The sequence below is a fragment of the Streptomyces cyaneofuscatus genome (assembly GCF_042718795.1).
Taxonomy (GTDB): Bacteria; Actinomycetota; Actinomycetes; order Streptomycetales; family Streptomycetaceae; genus Streptomyces; species Streptomyces cyaneofuscatus_A.
Window position 1 is genome coordinate 69,238 of sequence record NZ_JBHXOX010000021.1, and the last position, 15,891, is coordinate 85,128.

Here is a 15,891-nt window from a genome sequence, read left to right on the forward strand (position 1 = left end):
CTTTCTCCGGGCAACTGTCCGGGAAGCTGCGTGGTCGAACCCGTGCTGCCTCACAGCAGTCACACAGCGCCCGCCACGTACCAGAGGTCCCCGATGACACGCTTCTCCCCGAGAGCCGCGCTGCGCCGCGCCGCGGGCTCCCTCGCCGCCGCAGGTCTGCTGGCCGCGGCCTCGCTCGCGGGCACGGCCGCCCCGGCGCAGGCCGCGGACGCGCCGGTGCTCGCCATCGGCGGCCCCGCCGAGACCGCGCTGCACCCGTACCCGGAGAGCGGCGAGCCGCTCCACTCCACGCTCGGGATCACCCTGAACAACCCGGGCGCGGACGAGGAGGACGACGACTACGAGACGGAGTTCACCGTCACCTTCGACCTCAGCGGCATCGCGGGCGTCGCCGACGCGGCCGTGGAGGACACCTCGGACTGCGAGGTCACCGGCGCGAAGGCGGTCTGCACGGACCAGGGCATCCGGGCCGGCCTCCGCGGCATCGACGACCTCCTCCTCACCGCCGCCGAGGGCAGCGAGGAGGGCGACACCGGCACGATCAGGGTGACCGGACAGTCCCAGGGCGCGACCTTCACACCGTTCACCACCCGGGTCACCGTGGGCGGCGCCGACCTCGTCATGGAAGAGCTCCCCTTCAAGGAGCGGACGACTGTGGGCGACCGGCAGAAGGCCCCGATCACCTTCACCAACCGGGGCACCCGCGCCGCCGACGGCGTCCTCCTCGGCCTGGTGTACTCCCGCGGCCTCGACATCCCCGAGCGCTACTCCAACTGCGAGTACGCCGAGGGCGGTCCGGGCTCCCGGGGCGCCGGCTGGACCACCGCCCTCTGCTCGGTCGACGGCTCCTTCGAGGCGGGCGCGACGTACACCCTGGCGACCCCGCTGACCATCGAGGTCACCGACCGCGCCTACTTCGACATGTTCGTCTACAGCATCCACGAGAACAGCGCCGCCCAGCGCACCGCACAGCGTGCGGGCGCCCCCTTCGAGCGCGGCACCGGCGCCGTCCTGAAGGCGGTCCCGGCGAAGACCCCCGCGAAGAAGGGCGCGACCGCCCGGGGCGGGGACCTCAACCCGTGGGACAACCTGCACGAGGCGGACTTCCGTACGGAGAACACGGCCGACTTCGTGGCGTACGGCGACAAGGTGGCCGGGGCCGAGGGCTCCACCGTGACGGCGGACATCGGCTTCCGTAACGACGGCCCGGCCTGGGTCAGCTACCTCCGCTCCGGCGAGAGTGTCGCCACCCTCGACTTCACCGTCCCGCCGGGCACGACCGTCACGGACAAGCCGGACCGCTGCCGCGCGGTGACCGCCGGCGGCGGATACCGCGAGGACCAGAAGAGCCCCGCGCCGCGCTACGTCTGCGACGCCTCCATGACCGTGCTGGACGGCGGCGGCCTCGACCTGCCGTTCGCACTGCGGATCGACCGGAGCGCGGTCGGCGCGGAGGGCGCGGTCACCATCCGCGGCCCCTTGCTCCAGAACCCCAAGCTGCCGTTCGACCCGAAGCCGGCCAACAACACCGCGTACCTGATCGTGAACGGTGAGGGTGAGGGCGAGGGCTCCGAGTCGGGTGGTGCGACGGGCGGCGGCTCCGGCGAACCGTCCACCCCGCCGACCTCGGCCCCGGCCCCGTCCGGCACCACCGGCCCCTCGGAGTCCGCCCCGTCCGCCACGTCGGGCGCAGGCGCGGCGGGTACGACGGGCGGCTCCGCCGGCGGGGGCGGCCTCGCCTCGACGGGATCGACCGCCCTGATCGCCTCGGGCGCGGCGGCCGCGGCGCTGGCGGCGGGCCTGGTGCTGTTCACGGCGGCACGGCGACGGGCTGCGCGGCAGAGCTGAGAGGAAGAGCGGCGGAGGAGGGAGCGGGCCTCCGCGTCCCGATGCGGCCGATCCGGGCGTCCCCGGGATCGGCCGCACATGGGGTGACCGGGCTGCTGTCCCCTGCGGACCGGTCACGTGCGCCGGGATGTGGTCCCACGACGTACCTGCGGTACGTCACACGTCCCGGCGGAGCCACGCGTGGTACTCCATCGATGCCGCCCCTGGTTGGCACGGACACCGGGACCAACGAAGGCACGCCGGTCCCGGTCACGCGCCGTACGGGTGAGACGGGCACCGAACGCAGATACGGTCCTGCTGGTGCCGTCCCCCGGGTCACACCCGGCCGCGGCACAGCTCCAGCAGGGTCATCGCCAGAGCGGTACCCGGCTTGCCCAGCGCGTCCCTGTAGTGGCCGAGCACGGCCGTCTCGCGGGACAGGTTGACCCGGCGGCCTCCGGAGGTGATCCGGGCTTCCTGGATGACCGCCGAGACGGCCATCCGTTCCTGGACGAGGCCGATGATCCGGTCGTCGAGGGTGTCGATGCGCTCCCGGGCGCCGCCGATCAGGGCGGCGGCCTCGTCGGTGTGGGCGCCGGTCCGCTCGGCAGGGGTCGTGGTGCTGGTGTTTCCGGCGGGACTGGTGGTGATGCTGCTCATGGTGGTGACTCCTGGTGGGTCGGAGGCCACCCCGGGCGATGGGCCCGGGAAACGCAGAACGCCCCGGGCCTGGTGGCCCGGGGCGCCTGGAACGTTGCTTGTCAGTAGCTCAAGCAGCACGACCATGGCAGCCGGCGGGCCGGATGCCATAGGTAAAGACGAAGATCGTGTGCTGACGCATGGGGACAGTATGGCCCGGCCCGCCGGGCCCACCAAGCCGGGGCCCGGATCCTGAGACACGGAGTCCCTCCGGCGGCCCGGCGGAGGGTTCACGTACGGCCGGTAGAATCGGAGGAACCGACCCCCTTCACCACCGCCGGAAGGCCGCCCCGTGCCAGCAGCACCCCCCGCCGCCCCCGACACCACGGCCGACGTGGTCCTCGTCGTCGACTTCGGCGCGCAGTACGCCCAGCTCATCGCCCGCCGCGTCCGTGAGGCCCGGGTCTACAGCGAGATCGTCCCGTCCACCATGCCGGTGGCCGAGATGCTGGCGAAGAACCCCCGCGCGATCATCCTCTCCGGCGGCCCGTCGTCGGTCTACGCGGAGGGCGCGCCGTCCCTGGACCGCTCGCTGTTCGAGGCCGGGGTCCCCGTCTTCGGCATGTGCTACGGCTTCCAGCTGATGGCGACGACGCTCGGCGGCACGGTCGACGACAACGGGGCGCGTGAGTACGGCCGCACCCCGCTGCACGTCTCCAAGGCGGGCTCGACGCTCTTCGAGGGCACGCCCACCGAGCAGCCGGTCTGGATGTCGCACGGCGACGCCTGCTCGGCCGCCCCCGAGGGCTTCACCGTCACCGCCTCCACGGACGTGGTCCCGGTCGCGGCCTTCGAGAACGACGAGAAGAAGCTCTACGGGGTGCAGTACCACCCGGAGGTCATGCACTCGACCCACGGCCAGCAGGTCCTGGAGCACTTCCTCTACCGCGGCGCGGGCATCGAGCCGAACTGGACCACCACCAACGTGGTCGAGGAGCAGATCGCCCTCATCCGCGAGCAGGTCGGCGACAAGCGCGCCATCTGCGGCCTCTCCGGCGGCGTGGACTCCGCCGTCGCCGCCGCCCTCGTCCAGAAGGCCGTCGGCTCGCAGCTCACCTGCGTCTACGTCGACCACGGCCTGATGCGCAAGGGCGAGACCGAGCAGGTCGAGAAGGACTTCGTCGCCGCGACCGGCGCGAAGCTGAAGGTGGTCGACGCGGAGAAGCGCTTCCTCGACGCCCTGGCCGGGGTCTCCGACCCGGAGCAGAAGCGGAAGATCATCGGCCGCGAGTTCATCCGCGTCTTCGAGCAGGCCCAGTTGGAGATCCTCCAGGAGGAGGGCCCCGAGGTCGCCTTCCTGGTCCAGGGCACGCTCTACCCGGACGTGGTGGAGTCCGGCGGCGGCACCGGCACCGCCAACATCAAGTCCCACCACAACGTGGGCGGCCTCCCCGACGACATCGAGTTCCAGCTCGTCGAGCCGCTGCGCCAGTTGTTCAAGGACGAGGTCCGGATGGTCGGCCAGGAGCTCGGCCTCCCCGAGGAGATCGTCCAGCGCCAGCCGTTCCCCGGCCCCGGCCTCGGCATCCGCATCGTCGGCGAGGTCACCAAGGACCGCCTGGACCTGCTCCGCGAGGCCGACGCCATCGCCCGCGAGGAGCTGACGGCGGCCGGCCTGGACCGCGACATCTGGCAGTGCCCGGTGGTCCTCCTCGCCGACGTCCGCTCGGTCGGCGTCCAGGGCGACGGCCGCACCTACGGCCACCCGATCGTGCTGCGCCCGGTCTCCTCCGAGGACGCCATGACGGCGGACTGGTCGCGCCTGCCGTACGAGACGCTGGCGAAGATCTCCACCCGCATCACCAACGAGGTCGCCGACGTCAACCGGGTCGTCCTCGACGTGACGAGCAAGCCGCCGGGGACGATCGAGTGGGAGTGACCTCCCGCCGGGGCTCCTGATCCCCCTGGTCAACGCCGATGCCGTCGCTCATTCGTTTGGGCGGCGGCATTGTCGTTCCCCCTGGGTACGCTGAGTGAAGAGACGAGACTTCGGCGTATGGGAGTAATCATGAGCGCCGCACCCGAGCCCAGGCTCGAACAGCAGCCGTACCGGTGGCCCGTCCCGCCGGAGGGCGGCTGGACGGCGGACGACCTCGACCGGATTCCGGGCCTCCCGCCCCACACCGAGCTGATCGACGGGAGTCTCGTCTTCATGAGTCCGCAGACCGCCTTTCACGGGCGTGCCATGCGTCTGTTCGAGAACGCCCTCCTGGACCAGGCGCCTGCTGACCTGGACGTCCTGCGTGAGATGACCATCAAGCTGGACGAGAAGAACCGTCCGGAGCCGGACGTGCTGGTGTTCCCCGTCGGGGCGAACACGGGGCCGCGCCAGACATGGTTCCGTCCCGAGGACATCGTGCTCGCCGTCGAGGTGGTGTCCGACGACTCGGTACAGCGTGACCGGGAGGTCAAGCCCCGCAAGTACGCCGCCGCCGGAGTGCGGCACTTCTGGCGGGTGGAGGCGGACGAGGAAGGCGTGCCGGTCGTGTACGTCTATGAACTCGACCCCGCACTGAAGGTCTACGTACCCACGGGCATTCATCGGGACAAGCTCACGTTGACCGTCCCCTTCCCTCTGGAGATCGACCTCACCGCGATCAACCGCCGCCGCCCGTAGCCCGCCCCACCCCTTCCCCTCACCCCCACCCGCCGGTAACTTCCGATCCCGTACGCCCCCCGGGAAAGTGAGGAGCCGCCATGTCCGAGCCGCCCGCCGTGCCCGCCCCCGCGCCCGTCCCCGTAGAGCAGCTGCACTTCGCGATGCCGCCCGTGCACGCGTCGCCGGACGAGGAACGGACGTACCGCAGGCAGCGGCTCGCGGGGGCGTTGCGGCTGTTCGGGGAGTACGGGTACGAGGACGGGGTCTCCGGGCACATCACCGTGCGCGATCCGGAGCTGGACGACTGCTACTGGGTCAACCCGTTCGGGGCGCCCTTCGCCGGTATCGCCCCGCAGGATCTGATCCTCGTCAACGGGGACGGGCAGGTGGTCCAGGGGCGCTTCCACGTCAACCAGGCGGCCTTCGCCGTGCACGCGGCCGTGCACCGGGCCCGGCCGGGCGCTGTCGCCGTCGCGCACACCCACTCCACGCACGGGCGGGCGCTGGCCGCGCTGGGGGAGCCGATCGAGCCGATCACGCAGGAGGCCTGTGCGTTCTACGAAGACCATGCGGTGTACGACGCGTACACCGGGGTCGTCGTGGACGAGGAGGAAGGGCGGCGGATCGCCGAGGTGCTCGGGGGGTGCAAGGCCGTCATCCTGCGCAACCACGGGCTGCTGACCGTGGGCGACTCGGTCGACGCGGCCGCCTGGTGGTTCCTGACCCTGGAGCGCGCCTGCCAGGTGCAACTGCTGGCACGGGGAGCCGGGAAGCCCGTGCTGATCGGCCACCGGGACGCCCTCACCACCCGTGACCAGCTCGGCAGCGACCTGGTGGCGTGGATCAACTACCAGCCCCTGTGGCAGCGGATCAGTCGAACGTTCTGACGACGGCCGCCCCGGGCCGCCCCGATGCGGGGCCCGCCCGTCCCGTACGGCACAATTCGCTGGTATCGCAGGTGAGTTGGCTGTACCGGGGTGGGAAAGGGTGTAAATCTCCGTGGCGTTGGACGAGGCAAGGGTGAGCGGTACGCACGGCGGAGGCTGTACGTGCGGCGACTGCCCGCACGGAGCACGCGAGGGGCACCGGCGCGCGGTCGCCGCGTTCCTCGCCAAGCGGGACGAACTGGCAGCGGGAAACGGTCTGCCCGCCGGGGTCGCCCAGTCGCCCTCCGCGTCCCGGCAGTGGGTCTCCGACGAGCTGACCGAGTCCGCCCGCGCCGTCGCCGAACGGGGCCGGGCCGCCGGGGACGTCTGGCTGCACCATGTGTGGCGGGGCACCCTGTTCGTCGTCTGGGGCGCGGTCGTCGCCCTCCTCGTCGGCGCGAGCCTCACCGCGATCGGGCCCGGCTGGACCACCGCCCGCACCGCCGCTCTGGTCGCCGCGGTCATCACCGCTTCCCTGCTCACCGTCGCCGCCCGCTTCCACCGCGCCCGGGGCGGCCTCCTCGCCCCGCTGATCGGCGAGGACAACCGGCTCTCCACCTCCAGGGCCGTCGCCGCCGCCTGGGTGCTGCTCGCCGTCTTCGCCGTCCTGGTGCTGGCCCTCCAGTTGGCGGGGGCATCGGACCCGGACGACCGGGACGCGCTGATCGAAGGGCTCGACCTCGTGCGGTCCGCCGGGGTGGTGGCCGTGCTGGCGCTGGTGTGCGCCGTCGCCGTCGTCGTCCGCCGCGTGGTGACCGTACGGGTGCTGGGCCGACGGCTCCAGAAGCTGCGCGCGGACCGGCCGCGCGCCGCCGATCTGCTCACCGACGACTCCGGGCGCGGCTCGTTCACCGATGTGCAGTACGTGCTGGTCAGCGCCGTCGCCGTACTGTTCGCCGGGGTCCGGCTGGCCCGCCGCCCCGAGCAGCTGCCCGACCTGCCGTGGGGGCTCGCCCTGCTGGTGGCCGTCTCGGCGGCGACGTACTTCGCCGGGAAGTACGCGGAGGGCGGCCGTCCGGTCGTCCTGTCCGTGGTGCGTGCCCGGGAGGCCGGGGACCTGGACGCCCCGATCCGGACCGGCGACGACATCGAGATCCGGGGCGCGGGCTTCGTACCGCCCGGTGCGGGCAGCCCCGACCGGCTGGCCCGGCTCGTCGTACGGATCGGCACGGTCCACGTCCACGTACCGCTCATCCCGGTCGCCGGAGGGTTCGCCAACCCGACCGACACCGTGCTCACCGTCCCGGTCCCGGTCGAGGTGGAGCCCGGCACCGTGGACGTCCAGGTCATCACCGCCGCCGGGGTGGAGACCGACCGCTGCTCCATCGACGTCACGGACTGACCACCATCCGCCTCCCGGGTCTGGTGAGCGGCGCCGTACAGGCGTACGTATGGTCGGATGACAGGTCTTCGGGAAGCGGGGCGGCAGTGATGAGCGGTTACGGCGGCGGTGCGTACGGTCCGGGCGAGCCGAGAGGGCTGCGGGAGCGGGCGGGGCAGTACGCCCTGCTGCCGCTGCGGCTCTTCCTCGGCGTCACCTTCGTCTACGCGGGGCTCGACAAGCTCACCGACAGCGGGTTCCTCTCCGCCACCGGCCCCGGCTCCATCGGCGAGCTGATGAACGGGGTCCGCGACTCCTCCGCGATCCCCGCCCTCGTCGACCTGGCGCTCAAGAGCCCTGAGGGCTTCGGTTACGCCATCGCGATCGGCGAACTCCTCGTCGGCCTCGGCACCCTCGTCGGCCTGTGGGCCCGGCTCGCCGCGCTCGGCGGCGCGCTGATCTCGCTGAGCCTGTGGCTGACGGTCAGCTGGCAGTCGACCCCGTACTACTACGGCAACGATCTGCCCTACTTGATGGCGTGGCTGCCCTTGGTGCTCGCGGGCGCCTCCATGTTCTCCGTCGACGCCTTCCTCGCGTCCCGGCGGCGCCGCAGCATGTAGGCGGTCCAGGTGACCGTGGCGGCCAGCCACAGGCCACCGAGGAAGACCCCGAGGAAGAAGGTCCACGGCGCCTCCCAGTCTCCGGCCGCGTCACCCGCGTACCCTCCGGCGAGGACCAGCATCGTCAGGCCCGCCACCGCCCGTCCCGGCCGGAACTCATGACGCAGCACGGCTGACCTCCACCTGTCCGACTCCGACTTCCACTTCGAGCTCGATCGTCCCGGCCGGCTTGCTGCCCTGGGGCGGTGGAAGCGTGCGCTGCGACGTCTGGTCGCTGTTGATGCGGACCTGGACCCGCTGCCCCTCCTCCAGCCGGATCTCCCCGAGACCGGCCTCGGCCCGGACCTTCACCGTCACGCCCACCGGGACGACGACGGCCGCCCGGCCCGCCCCGACCTCCAGCCGGGTCCGCACGGTCCCGCCCGGCGGGACCACCACCCCGGACAGGTCCAGCCGGGCGTCCCCGCTGCCCAGCTCGTAACGCTGCTGTACGGCGGCGGGCCCGGCCGGACGCCACTCCTGGCGGGCCCACTCCGTGCTGATCTCCTTCGGCAGCAGCGTCGCGCCCGCCAGCAGCACCGCCGTGACCACCGCCAGCAGCACCGTGCCGAACCCGGTCCGCCCGAGCACCGAGGAGACCAGCAGGCCGAGCCCGAAGACCGCGAGCGCGGCGACCAGGCCGGTCTGCAACGCCGTCCCCAGCGGCTGCTGCTCCCAGCTCAGCCCGGTCCCCAGACCGCCCGCCACCAGCGCCGTCAGGAAGACGAGGCCGCCGATCGGGCGCGGTCCCGGCGCGGCGGGCGCCGGGGCGGGCGGCCGGAACGGGGCGTCCGCGCTGGGACGCCCGGCCCGGACCGTCTCCGCCGCCGCGTCCGGGTCGGTGTCCGAGGGGCCCCAGAGATAGCCCGAGCCGACCGGGCCCGTCGTCCCGTCCTTCACGATCGGGTCCCGCCACCACGACGGACCGCCCGGCGTCGGCGGCGCCTTCACCTCCGGCGGGGGCGTGCCGAGGCCGGAGGCGTGCGGGTAGGCGGGGGCGGCGGGGGTGCCCGGCGGGGCCGCCGGGTCCTCCGGCGCCGACGTCCTGCGGGACTGCGTCCACACCGAGCAGCCGACCACGGCCACCGTCAGCAGCGCGGCGAACGCCAGCATCCCCCGGTTGCCCAGCATCGACAGGAAGAGCCCGCAGCCGATCAGCGCCAGCAGCAGCGCCACCAGCGACGCCCCGTCGACCCGGCCCGACAGCAGCCGGCGCGCCTCGTTCTCCTCCTCGCCCTCCACGGGCAGCAGGAGCCAGGCGAAGCCGTAGAAGATCAGGCCGATCCCGCCGGTCGCCGAGAGGACACCGAGCACGATCCGGAAGATCACCGGGTCCACGTCGCAGTACCGGCCGAGTCCGCCGCAGACCCCGGCCACCACCTTCTGCCGCGGGCTGCGGCGCAGCAGCGGTTTGGGCGCGTCGGGGGGTGCGACGCCGGGGGCGGCGTCCGAGGGAGCGGTCATACCTCCATGGTGACGGCCCGCACCGGCGGGCGGGAGCCGCGCCGACCCTGGCCGGTCCCTGATTTTGCGCCGGGCCGCCCCGCAGGGGTGGTCTCTCAGCGGTGCCGGGGGTGCCGGGGGTGGCGGGGGTACCAGGGGCGGCGGGGTAGGGCTGGCCTCAGGGTCGATCAGGGGGACTACCCTGATGCCTCGCGCCCCCGCCGCGTGTGACGATCGGGGTATGCCAGCCGCCACCGCCCGAGCCGGGCACAGCTCACTCGCCTCCGACCCGGAGGAGCCGCCGCTGCGCAAGCTGTACCGCAGCGCCGACGGGCGGATGCTGGGCGGCGTCGCGCGCGGGCTCGCCGGACACCTCGGGCTGCCGGTCGCCTGGGTGCGGTTCGTCTTCCTCGGGCTCTTCCTCAGCGACGGCCTGGGCGCCCTGCTGTACGCGGTGTTCTGGATCGTGGTCCCCCTCGGCGTCGGCGGTGTCGGCGGCGCCCACGCCCCGCGTTCGGTGTTCGAGACCGCGGCGGACGGCCGGCGCAAGCTCCGCAAACCGGACCCGGGCCAGGTCTTCGCGCTGGTCGCCCTGCTCGTCGGGGCCGTCGTCTTCGTCGCCAACGTCGACATGGGCAGCGAGGCCGACCGCTACATCTGGCCGACGCTCCTCATCGGCGCGGGCTCCGTCCTCGTCTGGCGCCAGGCGGACAACGCGCGGCGCGCCCGCTGGATCGAGGTCGGCCGCCGCCGCCGGCTGCTGCAACTGGCCCGCGCGCTCGCCGGGGTCGCCCTCGTGGGCCTCGGCCTCGCCGTCTTCATGGTGGTGCGCGGCTCGGCCGCCCAGTTGGGCAACGTGCTGACCGCCGCCATCGCCGTCCTCACCGGCATCGCCCTGCTGGCCGGCCCCTACCTGGTCCGGATGACCCAGGACCTCTCCGAGGAGCGCCTGATGCGCATCCGTGCCCAGGAGCGCGCCGAGGTCGCCGCCCACGTCCACGACTCCGTCCTGCACACCCTCACCCTGATCCAGCGGAACGCGGACGACGGCGGCGAGGTCAGACGCCTGGCCCGGGCCCAGGAGCGCGAGCTGCGGAACTGGCTCTACAACCCCGAGGGCACCGGCAAGGACGAGGACGACGAGCCGGAGACCCTCGCCGAGGCCGTGAAGCGGGCCGCCGCCGAGGTGGAGGACAAGCACGGCGTCCCCCTGGAGGTCGTGGTCGTCGGCGACTGCCCCCTCGACGACAAGCTGGGCGCCCAGATGCAGGCCGCGCGCGAGGCGATGGTCAACGCCGCCAAGTACGGTGGCGAGGGCGGTGCCGTGCAGGTCTTCGCCGAGGTCGAGGGCACCACGGTCTTCGTCTCCGTGAAGGACCGGGGCCCGGGCTTCGACCTGGACGAGGTTCCCGCCGACCGCATGGGCGTACGAGAATCAATCATCGGCCGGATGCAGCGCAACGGCGGCACTGCCCGGCTGCGTTCGGTGCCCGGCGGGGGCACCGAGGTCGAGCTGGAGATGGAGAGGGCGAGCGAATGACCGAGAACACCGAAGCCACCGGGGGCCCGGAGCGACGGGTACGGGTCGTGCTCGTCGACGACCACCGGATGTTCCGCACCGGGGTGCAGGCCGAGATCGGCCGCACCGAGGAGACCGGCGTCGAAGTGATCGGCGAGGCCGCCGACGTCGACCAGGCCGTCACCGTCATCACGGCGACCCGCCCCGAGGTCGTCCTCCTCGACGTCCATCTCCCGGGCGGCGGCGGCGTCGAGGTGCTGCGCCGCTGCGCCCCGCTGATGGGCGCGGCCGACGACCCGGTCCGCTTCCTCGCGCTCTCCGTCTCGGACGCCGCCGAGGACGTCATCGGCGTGATCCGGGGCGGCGCCCGCGGCTATGTCACCAAGACGATCACCGGCACCGACCTGGTCGACTCCATCTTCCGGGTCCAGGAGGGCGACGCGGTCTTCTCCCCGCGCCTGGCCGGCTTCGTCCTGGATGCCTTCGCCTCCACGGACGCCCCGCCGGTCGACGAGGACATGGACCGCCTGACCCAGCGCGAGCGCGAAGTGCTGCGGCTGATCGCCCGGGGATACGCGTACAAGGAGATCGCGAAGCAGCTCTTCATCTCGGTGAAGACGGTCGAGTCCCACGTCTCGGCGGTGCTGCGCAAGCTCCAGCTCTCCAACCGGCACGAACTGACCCGGTGGGCGACGGCACGACGGCTGGTCTGAGCCGAGCCGGGCAGGCCGGGCGGGCCGGAGGAGCTGGGCGGGCCGGGTGGGCCGGAAGCGCTATGACGGCTCCAGCGCGATGGAGACCTTCTCGCCGATCCGGCGGTAGCCGACGCCCGCGTAGATCCGTTCCACGTCGGCGTCCCCCGGCTCCAGCCAGACGGCCCGGCACCCCTGGTCCAGGGCCCGTTCGGTCAGCCAGGCGGAGAGCGCGGCGCCGACGCCCCGGCGGCGGAAGGGGGCGGCGACGGCGAGGCCGACCAGTTCGCTGAGGCCGTCGACGGGGAGGGTGCAGCCGCCCACCCCGGCCGGCGCGCCGTCCAGGGCAGCCAGGGCGGCGACCCCGGCCCCGGCCGCCGCCGAGCGCAGCCAGGTGATCGTTCCCGGCTCGGGTTCGCCCGTGCCGCCGAAGCCGTGGTGCTGGATGCGGGCGGCGTCGACGAATTCCGTCGCGGTGGCGGGCGCGGCGATGCGCAGGCCCTCGACCGGCTTCGGCGTGCGGAGGTCCTCGGGGGCGCAGACGAGCAGCGGGGCCCGGCTCTCCACGGTGAACCCGGCGGAGAGCAGCGCCGGTTCGACGGCCGGGGCCCAGGCGGGCAGGAACTCCAGGCGGGGCAGCCGCTTCCGCTTCCGGAACGCGTCGATGAGGGTCGCCACGTCGTTCACCGTGGGTTCCGCATCGCGGTCGGGGATGGCGTAGTTGGCGTATTTCAGCTCCCAGCCCGGGTTGTACCGGACGGTGAACGGGCCCGCCCGGTAGTGGGCGGAAGTGCGCAGCGTGAGCGTGCGGGCGTACTCCTGGACGGCGTTCGCCATCGACATACGGGGAGTTCCTTCGGCGGGGGAGAGGTCGGCGCCGGGGACTATGCCACCCGGGTCGCTCCGGCGAAAGGCATCTGGCTGATAGGCGCGATGCGGACCGGTGCGCCGGGGCGCGGGGCGTGGATCATCTGGCCGCCGCCGATGTAGAGGCCGACGTGGCTGATGCCGGAGTAGAAGAAGACCAGATCGCCGGGGGCCAGTTCGGAGCGGGAGACCCGCTGTCCGGCGTTGATCTGGGTGTAGGTGGTGCGGGGCAGGCTGACGCCCGCCGCCTTCCAGGCCGCCTGGGTCAGCCCGGAGCAGTCGAAGGCGTTCGGGCCGGTCGCGCCCCAGACGTACGGCTTGCCGATCGCCCCGTGGGCGAAGGAGACGGCCCGGGCCGCCCGGGAGTTGGGGGCGGCCACCGAGGCGCGGGGGGCCGAGCGGTCGGCGTGGGCGCCTGCGACGGCCCGGTCGGGGTGGGTGGCGGAGCCGTCGGCCGCCTGACTGGTGGCCGGGTCTGCCTGTGCCGGGCCGCCGCCGTGGGCCGCGTCGGCCGACCGCTCGTACGCGGCGCGCTCGGCGGCGGTGAGGGTGGCCAGGAGCGTCCGGGCGTCGGCCAGCTTGGTCCGGATCGCGGTGCGGTGCTCGTTCAGCTCGGCGCGGCGGGCGGCGAGTGCCTCGGTCTCCTGGTCGGCGCGGGCCTTGACCCGCGCGATGCCGGAGAGCTGGCGCCGGATGTTGCCGAGCAGGCCCGCCTGCCGGTCGCCCGCCCGGTCCAGGTGGGCGGCGCGCTCCAGGTAGCTGTCGGGGTCCGAGGAGAGCGCCAGCTGTACGGCGGGGTCGAGGGCGCCGGTGCGGTACTGGGCGGTGGCCATCGAACCGAGCGCGTGGCGGGCGGTGTTGAGGCGGTCGGTGCGGCGGGCGGCCTCGTCGGCCAGGGTGTCGACGGCCTTCCTGGCGGCCGTCTCCTTCTCCTTCGCCCCGTTGTACTTCTCGGTGGCGACCTCGGCGTCGTGGTAGAGCCGGTCGACCTTGGCCCGGACCTGGGCGGCGGTGGGAGCGGGCTCGGCGGGTGCGGCGCCGGCCCCGGTGGCCGAGGTGGCGGTGGCGGCCCCGGCGAGCGCCAGGGTGGCGGCGGTGCGGGCAGCAGGGCCGGTGAAGGGGCGCTGCTTGGGTTTCCGGTGAGCGGATTTCCGGTGCGCGGCCACGGGGGCGGCATCCTTCCTGTCGGCTGCCCGCCGGGGGGTGCCGGCAGGTCCGCCAAGGACGCTAATCCGGGGGCACGGAAAAGGTTCGCCATGACAGCTATTGCCCGGATGTGACGTTTCCGTGCTGCCGAATGACCGTAGGCGTGAAGTCGGAACTGATCATTCCGGCAGGTTCGGGCACGGGGCGCCCAGTTCCGGCGAAGGCGTCGAGGAAGGCTTGCCTCACTGCTGGGTAAAGTTTTGGCCATGGCTAGGCTCCGGAGCCATGGACGTCCTCATCAATGTCTTCGTCGCCCTGCACATCATCGGCATCGCCTCCCTGCTGGGCGGCTTCCTGACCCAGATGAAGGCCATGGGCGCGGGCACCGCCCGCTTCACTCCCGCCATGCTGCACGGCGCGCTGACCATGCTGGTCACCGGCGTCGCCCTGGTCGGGCTCAACCAGGCCGACGACCAGGCCGTGAACAACATCAAGATCGGCGTGAAGCTGGCGCTCCTCGTCGTCATCCTCGCGCTCGTCTACGTCAAGCGGGACGAGGAGAAGGTCGAGAAGGGCGCGTTCGCGGCGGTCGGCGGGCTCACGGTCGCCAACATCTTCATCGCCACGCTCTGGACCTGAGACCCACTCGGGGGCGGCCGCCGCTCAGGCAGCCACCCCCGCCCCTTCGGTGCTACGCCGGGCGCACGCTGCCGTAGATCGGCATGGAGTAGATCGACTCCTCGCGGACGTTCGCGCCCGGCTTCGGGGCGTGGATCATCATCCCGTCGCCCTTGTAGATGCCGACGTGGCTGATGTCGTCGTAGAAGAAGACCAGGTCCCCGGGCCGAAGGTCGGACGTGGCGACTCGCGTGCCCACCTTCACCTGGTCCCAGGTGGTCCGGGGCAGCGTCACCCCCGCCTCCCGCCAGGCCGCCTGGGTCAGCCCCGAGCAGTCGTACGAGGCCGGGCCCGAGGCCCCCCACACGTACGGCTTCCCGATCTGGGCGCGGGCGAAGGCCAGCACCTTCTCGGCCTTGGCGGCGTAGCTGCCGTCCGCCCCGGTCCCCGTACCCGTGCCCGTGCCGGATCCCGGGCTCGTCCCCGTACCCGTACCGCTGCCGGAACCGGAGCCGCTGTCCTTGGCGGACTCCTTCGCGGCCTCCTCGCGGGCCTTCCTCTCCGCCGCCTCGCGCTCCTCGCGCTCCTTGGCCTCGGCGGCCTGGCGGGCGGCCAGCCGCTTCGCCTTCTCCTTGGCCTCGGCCTCCTTCTTGCGCTCCAGCTCCGCCAGCCGCGCCTTCTCCTCGGCGGTCAGCTTCGCGAGCAGGGACCGGGCCTCCGTGAGCTTCGTCTGCACCTTCTGCTTGCTGGAGCGCAGCGTGGTCTGCGTCTCGGTGAGCGACTCCAGGCTCTGCACGGCCTCCGCGCGCTTCTTCGACGCCTCGGCCTGCTGCGTACGGAAGTCGTCGACGGCCTTCTGCTGCCGCTCCGTGGACCGGCTCATCAGCCGGCTCTGGTCGAAGTACGCCTGCGGGTCGTCCGCGAGGAAGAAGGTGGCGGTGGGCGCGATGCCGCCGGTGCGGTACTGCTCGGCCGCGTAGGCACCCAGCTCCCGGCGGGCCTCGTTGATCTTCTCGGTGCGCTTCGCCACGTCGGAGAGCAGCGTGTCGACCTTGGTGCGCTGGGCGGTGGAGGCGGCCTTCGCCCGGTTGTACTGCTGGGTCGCGCTGCCCGCCTGCCGGTAGAGCTCGTCGACCTTCTTCTGCACGTCCTCGATGGCCGGCTTCGGCTCGGCGGGGGCGGGAGCGGCGGTCGCGCTCTGCGTGGAGAGCAGCGTCACCGAGGCCAGCGCGGCCGTCGTGAACCCGACGGCGGGGGTGGTCGTGCGCACCTTCGTGCGCGGCTTGCGATGCGATGCCAAGACCGGCATCTCCTTCCGTGGACCGCCTACCGGGTTAGCTGTCGGGTTCGGACGGGACGGAAGGCTGTCCTACGGTCCGTTATGCGAGGGTAAGGACCGATTCACCCCGGTTGTGCGTGTGGGTCCCCGGTTCCGAACTGCTGGGAGGGCAGCACGGATTCGGCAGAGGTGACCGTGAGACGCGGTTCGTCTCAGGGAGGTTACGGATCACCTGACCGAGCACGCTAGCCAACCGGCGGCACCGCTGGGAAGGAGGATGAGCGATTTGCCCGATA

The 15,891-nt window shown here is 72.8% G+C and carries 15 protein-coding genes and 1 riboswitch; of the genes, 9 read left to right on the forward strand and 6 right to left on the reverse strand.

Annotated elements, in window-relative coordinates:
* Positions 1-93 precede the first annotated feature (93 nt).
* Positions 94-1,848 carry a peptidase gene (locus ACFWRT_RS23815; protein WP_380950145.1) on the forward strand — a complete coding sequence of 585 codons (1,755 nt, stop codon included), beginning with the start codon at positions 94-96 and terminating at the stop codon, positions 1,846-1,848.
* A gap of 315 nt (positions 1,849-2,163) precedes the next feature.
* Here the strand turns inward: ACFWRT_RS23815 and ACFWRT_RS23820 are convergent, their stop codons facing one another.
* Positions 2,164-2,487, reverse strand: a complete 324-nt coding sequence (locus tag ACFWRT_RS23820) for a chorismate mutase (protein WP_380950146.1) — start codon at positions 2,485-2,487, stop codon at positions 2,164-2,166.
* Positions 2,488-2,818: 331 nt separating this feature from the next.
* On the opposite strand from ACFWRT_RS23820, the gene guaA reads away from it, so the two are divergent.
* From guaA to ACFWRT_RS23845, 5 genes are all read left to right on the forward strand, one after another.
* A complete protein-coding gene (guaA, locus tag ACFWRT_RS23825) occupies positions 2,819-4,405 on the forward strand; it encodes a glutamine-hydrolyzing GMP synthase (RefSeq protein WP_380950147.1) in 1,587 nt (528 codons plus the stop codon).
* Positions 4,406-4,534: 129 nt separating this feature from the next.
* Entirely contained in the window at positions 4,535-5,143 is a 609-nt protein-coding gene (locus ACFWRT_RS23830; RefSeq protein WP_380950148.1) for a Uma2 family endonuclease, read from the forward strand.
* An 80-nt stretch (positions 5,144-5,223) separates the two neighbouring features.
* On the forward strand, positions 5,224-6,012 hold the full coding sequence (locus tag ACFWRT_RS23835) for a class II aldolase/adducin family protein (RefSeq protein WP_380950149.1): 789 nt from the start codon (positions 5,224-5,226) through the stop codon (positions 6,010-6,012).
* A gap of 112 nt (positions 6,013-6,124) precedes the next feature.
* Positions 6,125-7,393, forward strand: a complete 1,269-nt coding sequence (locus ACFWRT_RS23840; protein WP_380950150.1) for a hypothetical protein — start codon at positions 6,125-6,127, stop codon at positions 7,391-7,393.
* 89 nt (positions 7,394-7,482) lie between these two features.
* The gene (locus ACFWRT_RS23845; protein WP_380950151.1) at positions 7,483-7,992 is read left to right on the forward strand and encodes a DoxX family protein; all 510 of its coding nucleotides are present in this window, start codon (positions 7,483-7,485) and stop codon (positions 7,990-7,992) included.
* Here the strand turns inward: ACFWRT_RS23845 and ACFWRT_RS23850 are convergent.
* A complete protein-coding gene (locus ACFWRT_RS23850) occupies positions 7,899-8,162 on the reverse strand; it encodes a hypothetical protein (RefSeq protein WP_380950152.1) in 264 nt (87 codons plus the stop codon). The two genes, ACFWRT_RS23845 and ACFWRT_RS23850, sit on opposite strands and share 94 nt — an antisense overlap.
* Positions 8,149-9,495: a PspC domain-containing protein gene (locus tag ACFWRT_RS23855; RefSeq protein WP_380950153.1), complete on the reverse strand. Its 1,347-nt coding sequence runs from the start codon at positions 9,493-9,495 to the stop codon at positions 8,149-8,151. Before ACFWRT_RS23855 ends, ACFWRT_RS23850 begins: the two co-directional genes overlap by 14 nt.
* 220 nt (positions 9,496-9,715) lie before the next feature.
* Between ACFWRT_RS23855 and ACFWRT_RS23860 the strand changes: the two genes are divergently transcribed.
* Positions 9,716-11,014 carry a PspC domain-containing protein gene (locus ACFWRT_RS23860; RefSeq protein ID WP_380950154.1) on the forward strand — a complete coding sequence of 433 codons (1,299 nt, stop codon included), beginning with the start codon at positions 9,716-9,718 and terminating at the stop codon, positions 11,012-11,014.
* Positions 11,011-11,706, forward strand: a complete 696-nt coding sequence (locus tag ACFWRT_RS23865; protein ID WP_326703979.1) for a response regulator transcription factor — start codon at positions 11,011-11,013, stop codon at positions 11,704-11,706. Before ACFWRT_RS23860 ends, ACFWRT_RS23865 begins: the two co-directional genes overlap by 4 nt.
* Positions 11,707-11,766: 60 nt before the next feature.
* Here ACFWRT_RS23865 and ACFWRT_RS23870 read toward each other — a convergent pair whose 3' ends face one another.
* Together ACFWRT_RS23870 and ACFWRT_RS23875 are read right to left on the reverse strand one after the other, a co-directional pair.
* Complete coding sequence (locus ACFWRT_RS23870; protein ID WP_380950155.1) at positions 11,767-12,528, reverse strand: GNAT family N-acetyltransferase; 762 nt, start codon at positions 12,526-12,528, stop codon at positions 11,767-11,769.
* Positions 12,529-12,569: 41 nt separating this feature from the next.
* A complete protein-coding gene (locus ACFWRT_RS23875) occupies positions 12,570-13,718 on the reverse strand; it encodes a C40 family peptidase (protein ID WP_380950156.1) in 1,149 nt (382 codons plus the stop codon).
* 265 nt (positions 13,719-13,983) lie between these two features.
* Between ACFWRT_RS23875 and ACFWRT_RS23880 the strand changes: the two genes are divergently transcribed.
* Positions 13,984-14,337, forward strand: coding sequence for a hypothetical protein (locus tag ACFWRT_RS23880; RefSeq protein WP_326703976.1), 354 nt, complete (start codon positions 13,984-13,986; stop codon positions 14,335-14,337).
* A gap of 52 nt (positions 14,338-14,389) precedes the next feature.
* Here the strand turns inward: ACFWRT_RS23880 and ACFWRT_RS23885 are convergent, their stop codons facing one another.
* On the reverse strand, positions 14,390-15,625 hold the full coding sequence (locus ACFWRT_RS23885; protein ID WP_380950157.1) for a C40 family peptidase: 1,236 nt from the start codon (positions 15,623-15,625) through the stop codon (positions 14,390-14,392).
* Positions 15,624-15,791, reverse strand: a riboswitch (cyclic di-AMP (ydaO/yuaA leader). (Overlaps the previous gene by 2 nt.)
* Between the last annotated feature and the right edge of the window lie 100 nt (positions 15,792-15,891).

Bases quoted from the DNA above. Each gene is read 5' to 3' on its own strand.
- ACFWRT_RS23815 (WP_380950145.1), top strand. From the start codon at position 94: ATGACACGCTTCTCCCCGAGAGCCGCGCTGCGCCGCGCCGCGGGCTCC.
- ACFWRT_RS23820 (WP_380950146.1), bottom strand. From the start codon at position 2,487: ATGAGCAGCATCACCACCAGTCCCGCCGGAAACACCAGCACCACGACC.
- ACFWRT_RS23830 (WP_380950148.1), top strand. From the start codon at position 4,535: ATGAGCGCCGCACCCGAGCCCAGGCTCGAACAGCAGCCGTACCGGTGG.
- ACFWRT_RS23835 (WP_380950149.1), top strand. From the start codon at position 5,224: ATGTCCGAGCCGCCCGCCGTGCCCGCCCCCGCGCCCGTCCCCGTAGAG.
- ACFWRT_RS23845 (WP_380950151.1), top strand. From the start codon at position 7,483: ATGAGCGGTTACGGCGGCGGTGCGTACGGTCCGGGCGAGCCGAGAGGG.
- ACFWRT_RS23855 (WP_380950153.1), bottom strand. From the start codon at position 9,495: ATGACCGCTCCCTCGGACGCCGCCCCCGGCGTCGCACCCCCCGACGCG.
- ACFWRT_RS23860 (WP_380950154.1), top strand. From the start codon at position 9,716: ATGCCAGCCGCCACCGCCCGAGCCGGGCACAGCTCACTCGCCTCCGAC.
- ACFWRT_RS23865 (WP_326703979.1), top strand. From the start codon at position 11,011: ATGACCGAGAACACCGAAGCCACCGGGGGCCCGGAGCGACGGGTACGG.
- ACFWRT_RS23870 (WP_380950155.1), bottom strand. From the start codon at position 12,528: ATGTCGATGGCGAACGCCGTCCAGGAGTACGCCCGCACGCTCACGCTG.
- ACFWRT_RS23880 (WP_326703976.1), top strand. From the start codon at position 13,984: ATGGACGTCCTCATCAATGTCTTCGTCGCCCTGCACATCATCGGCATC.
- ACFWRT_RS23885 (WP_380950157.1), bottom strand. From the start codon at position 15,625: ATGCCGGTCTTGGCATCGCATCGCAAGCCGCGCACGAAGGTGCGCACG.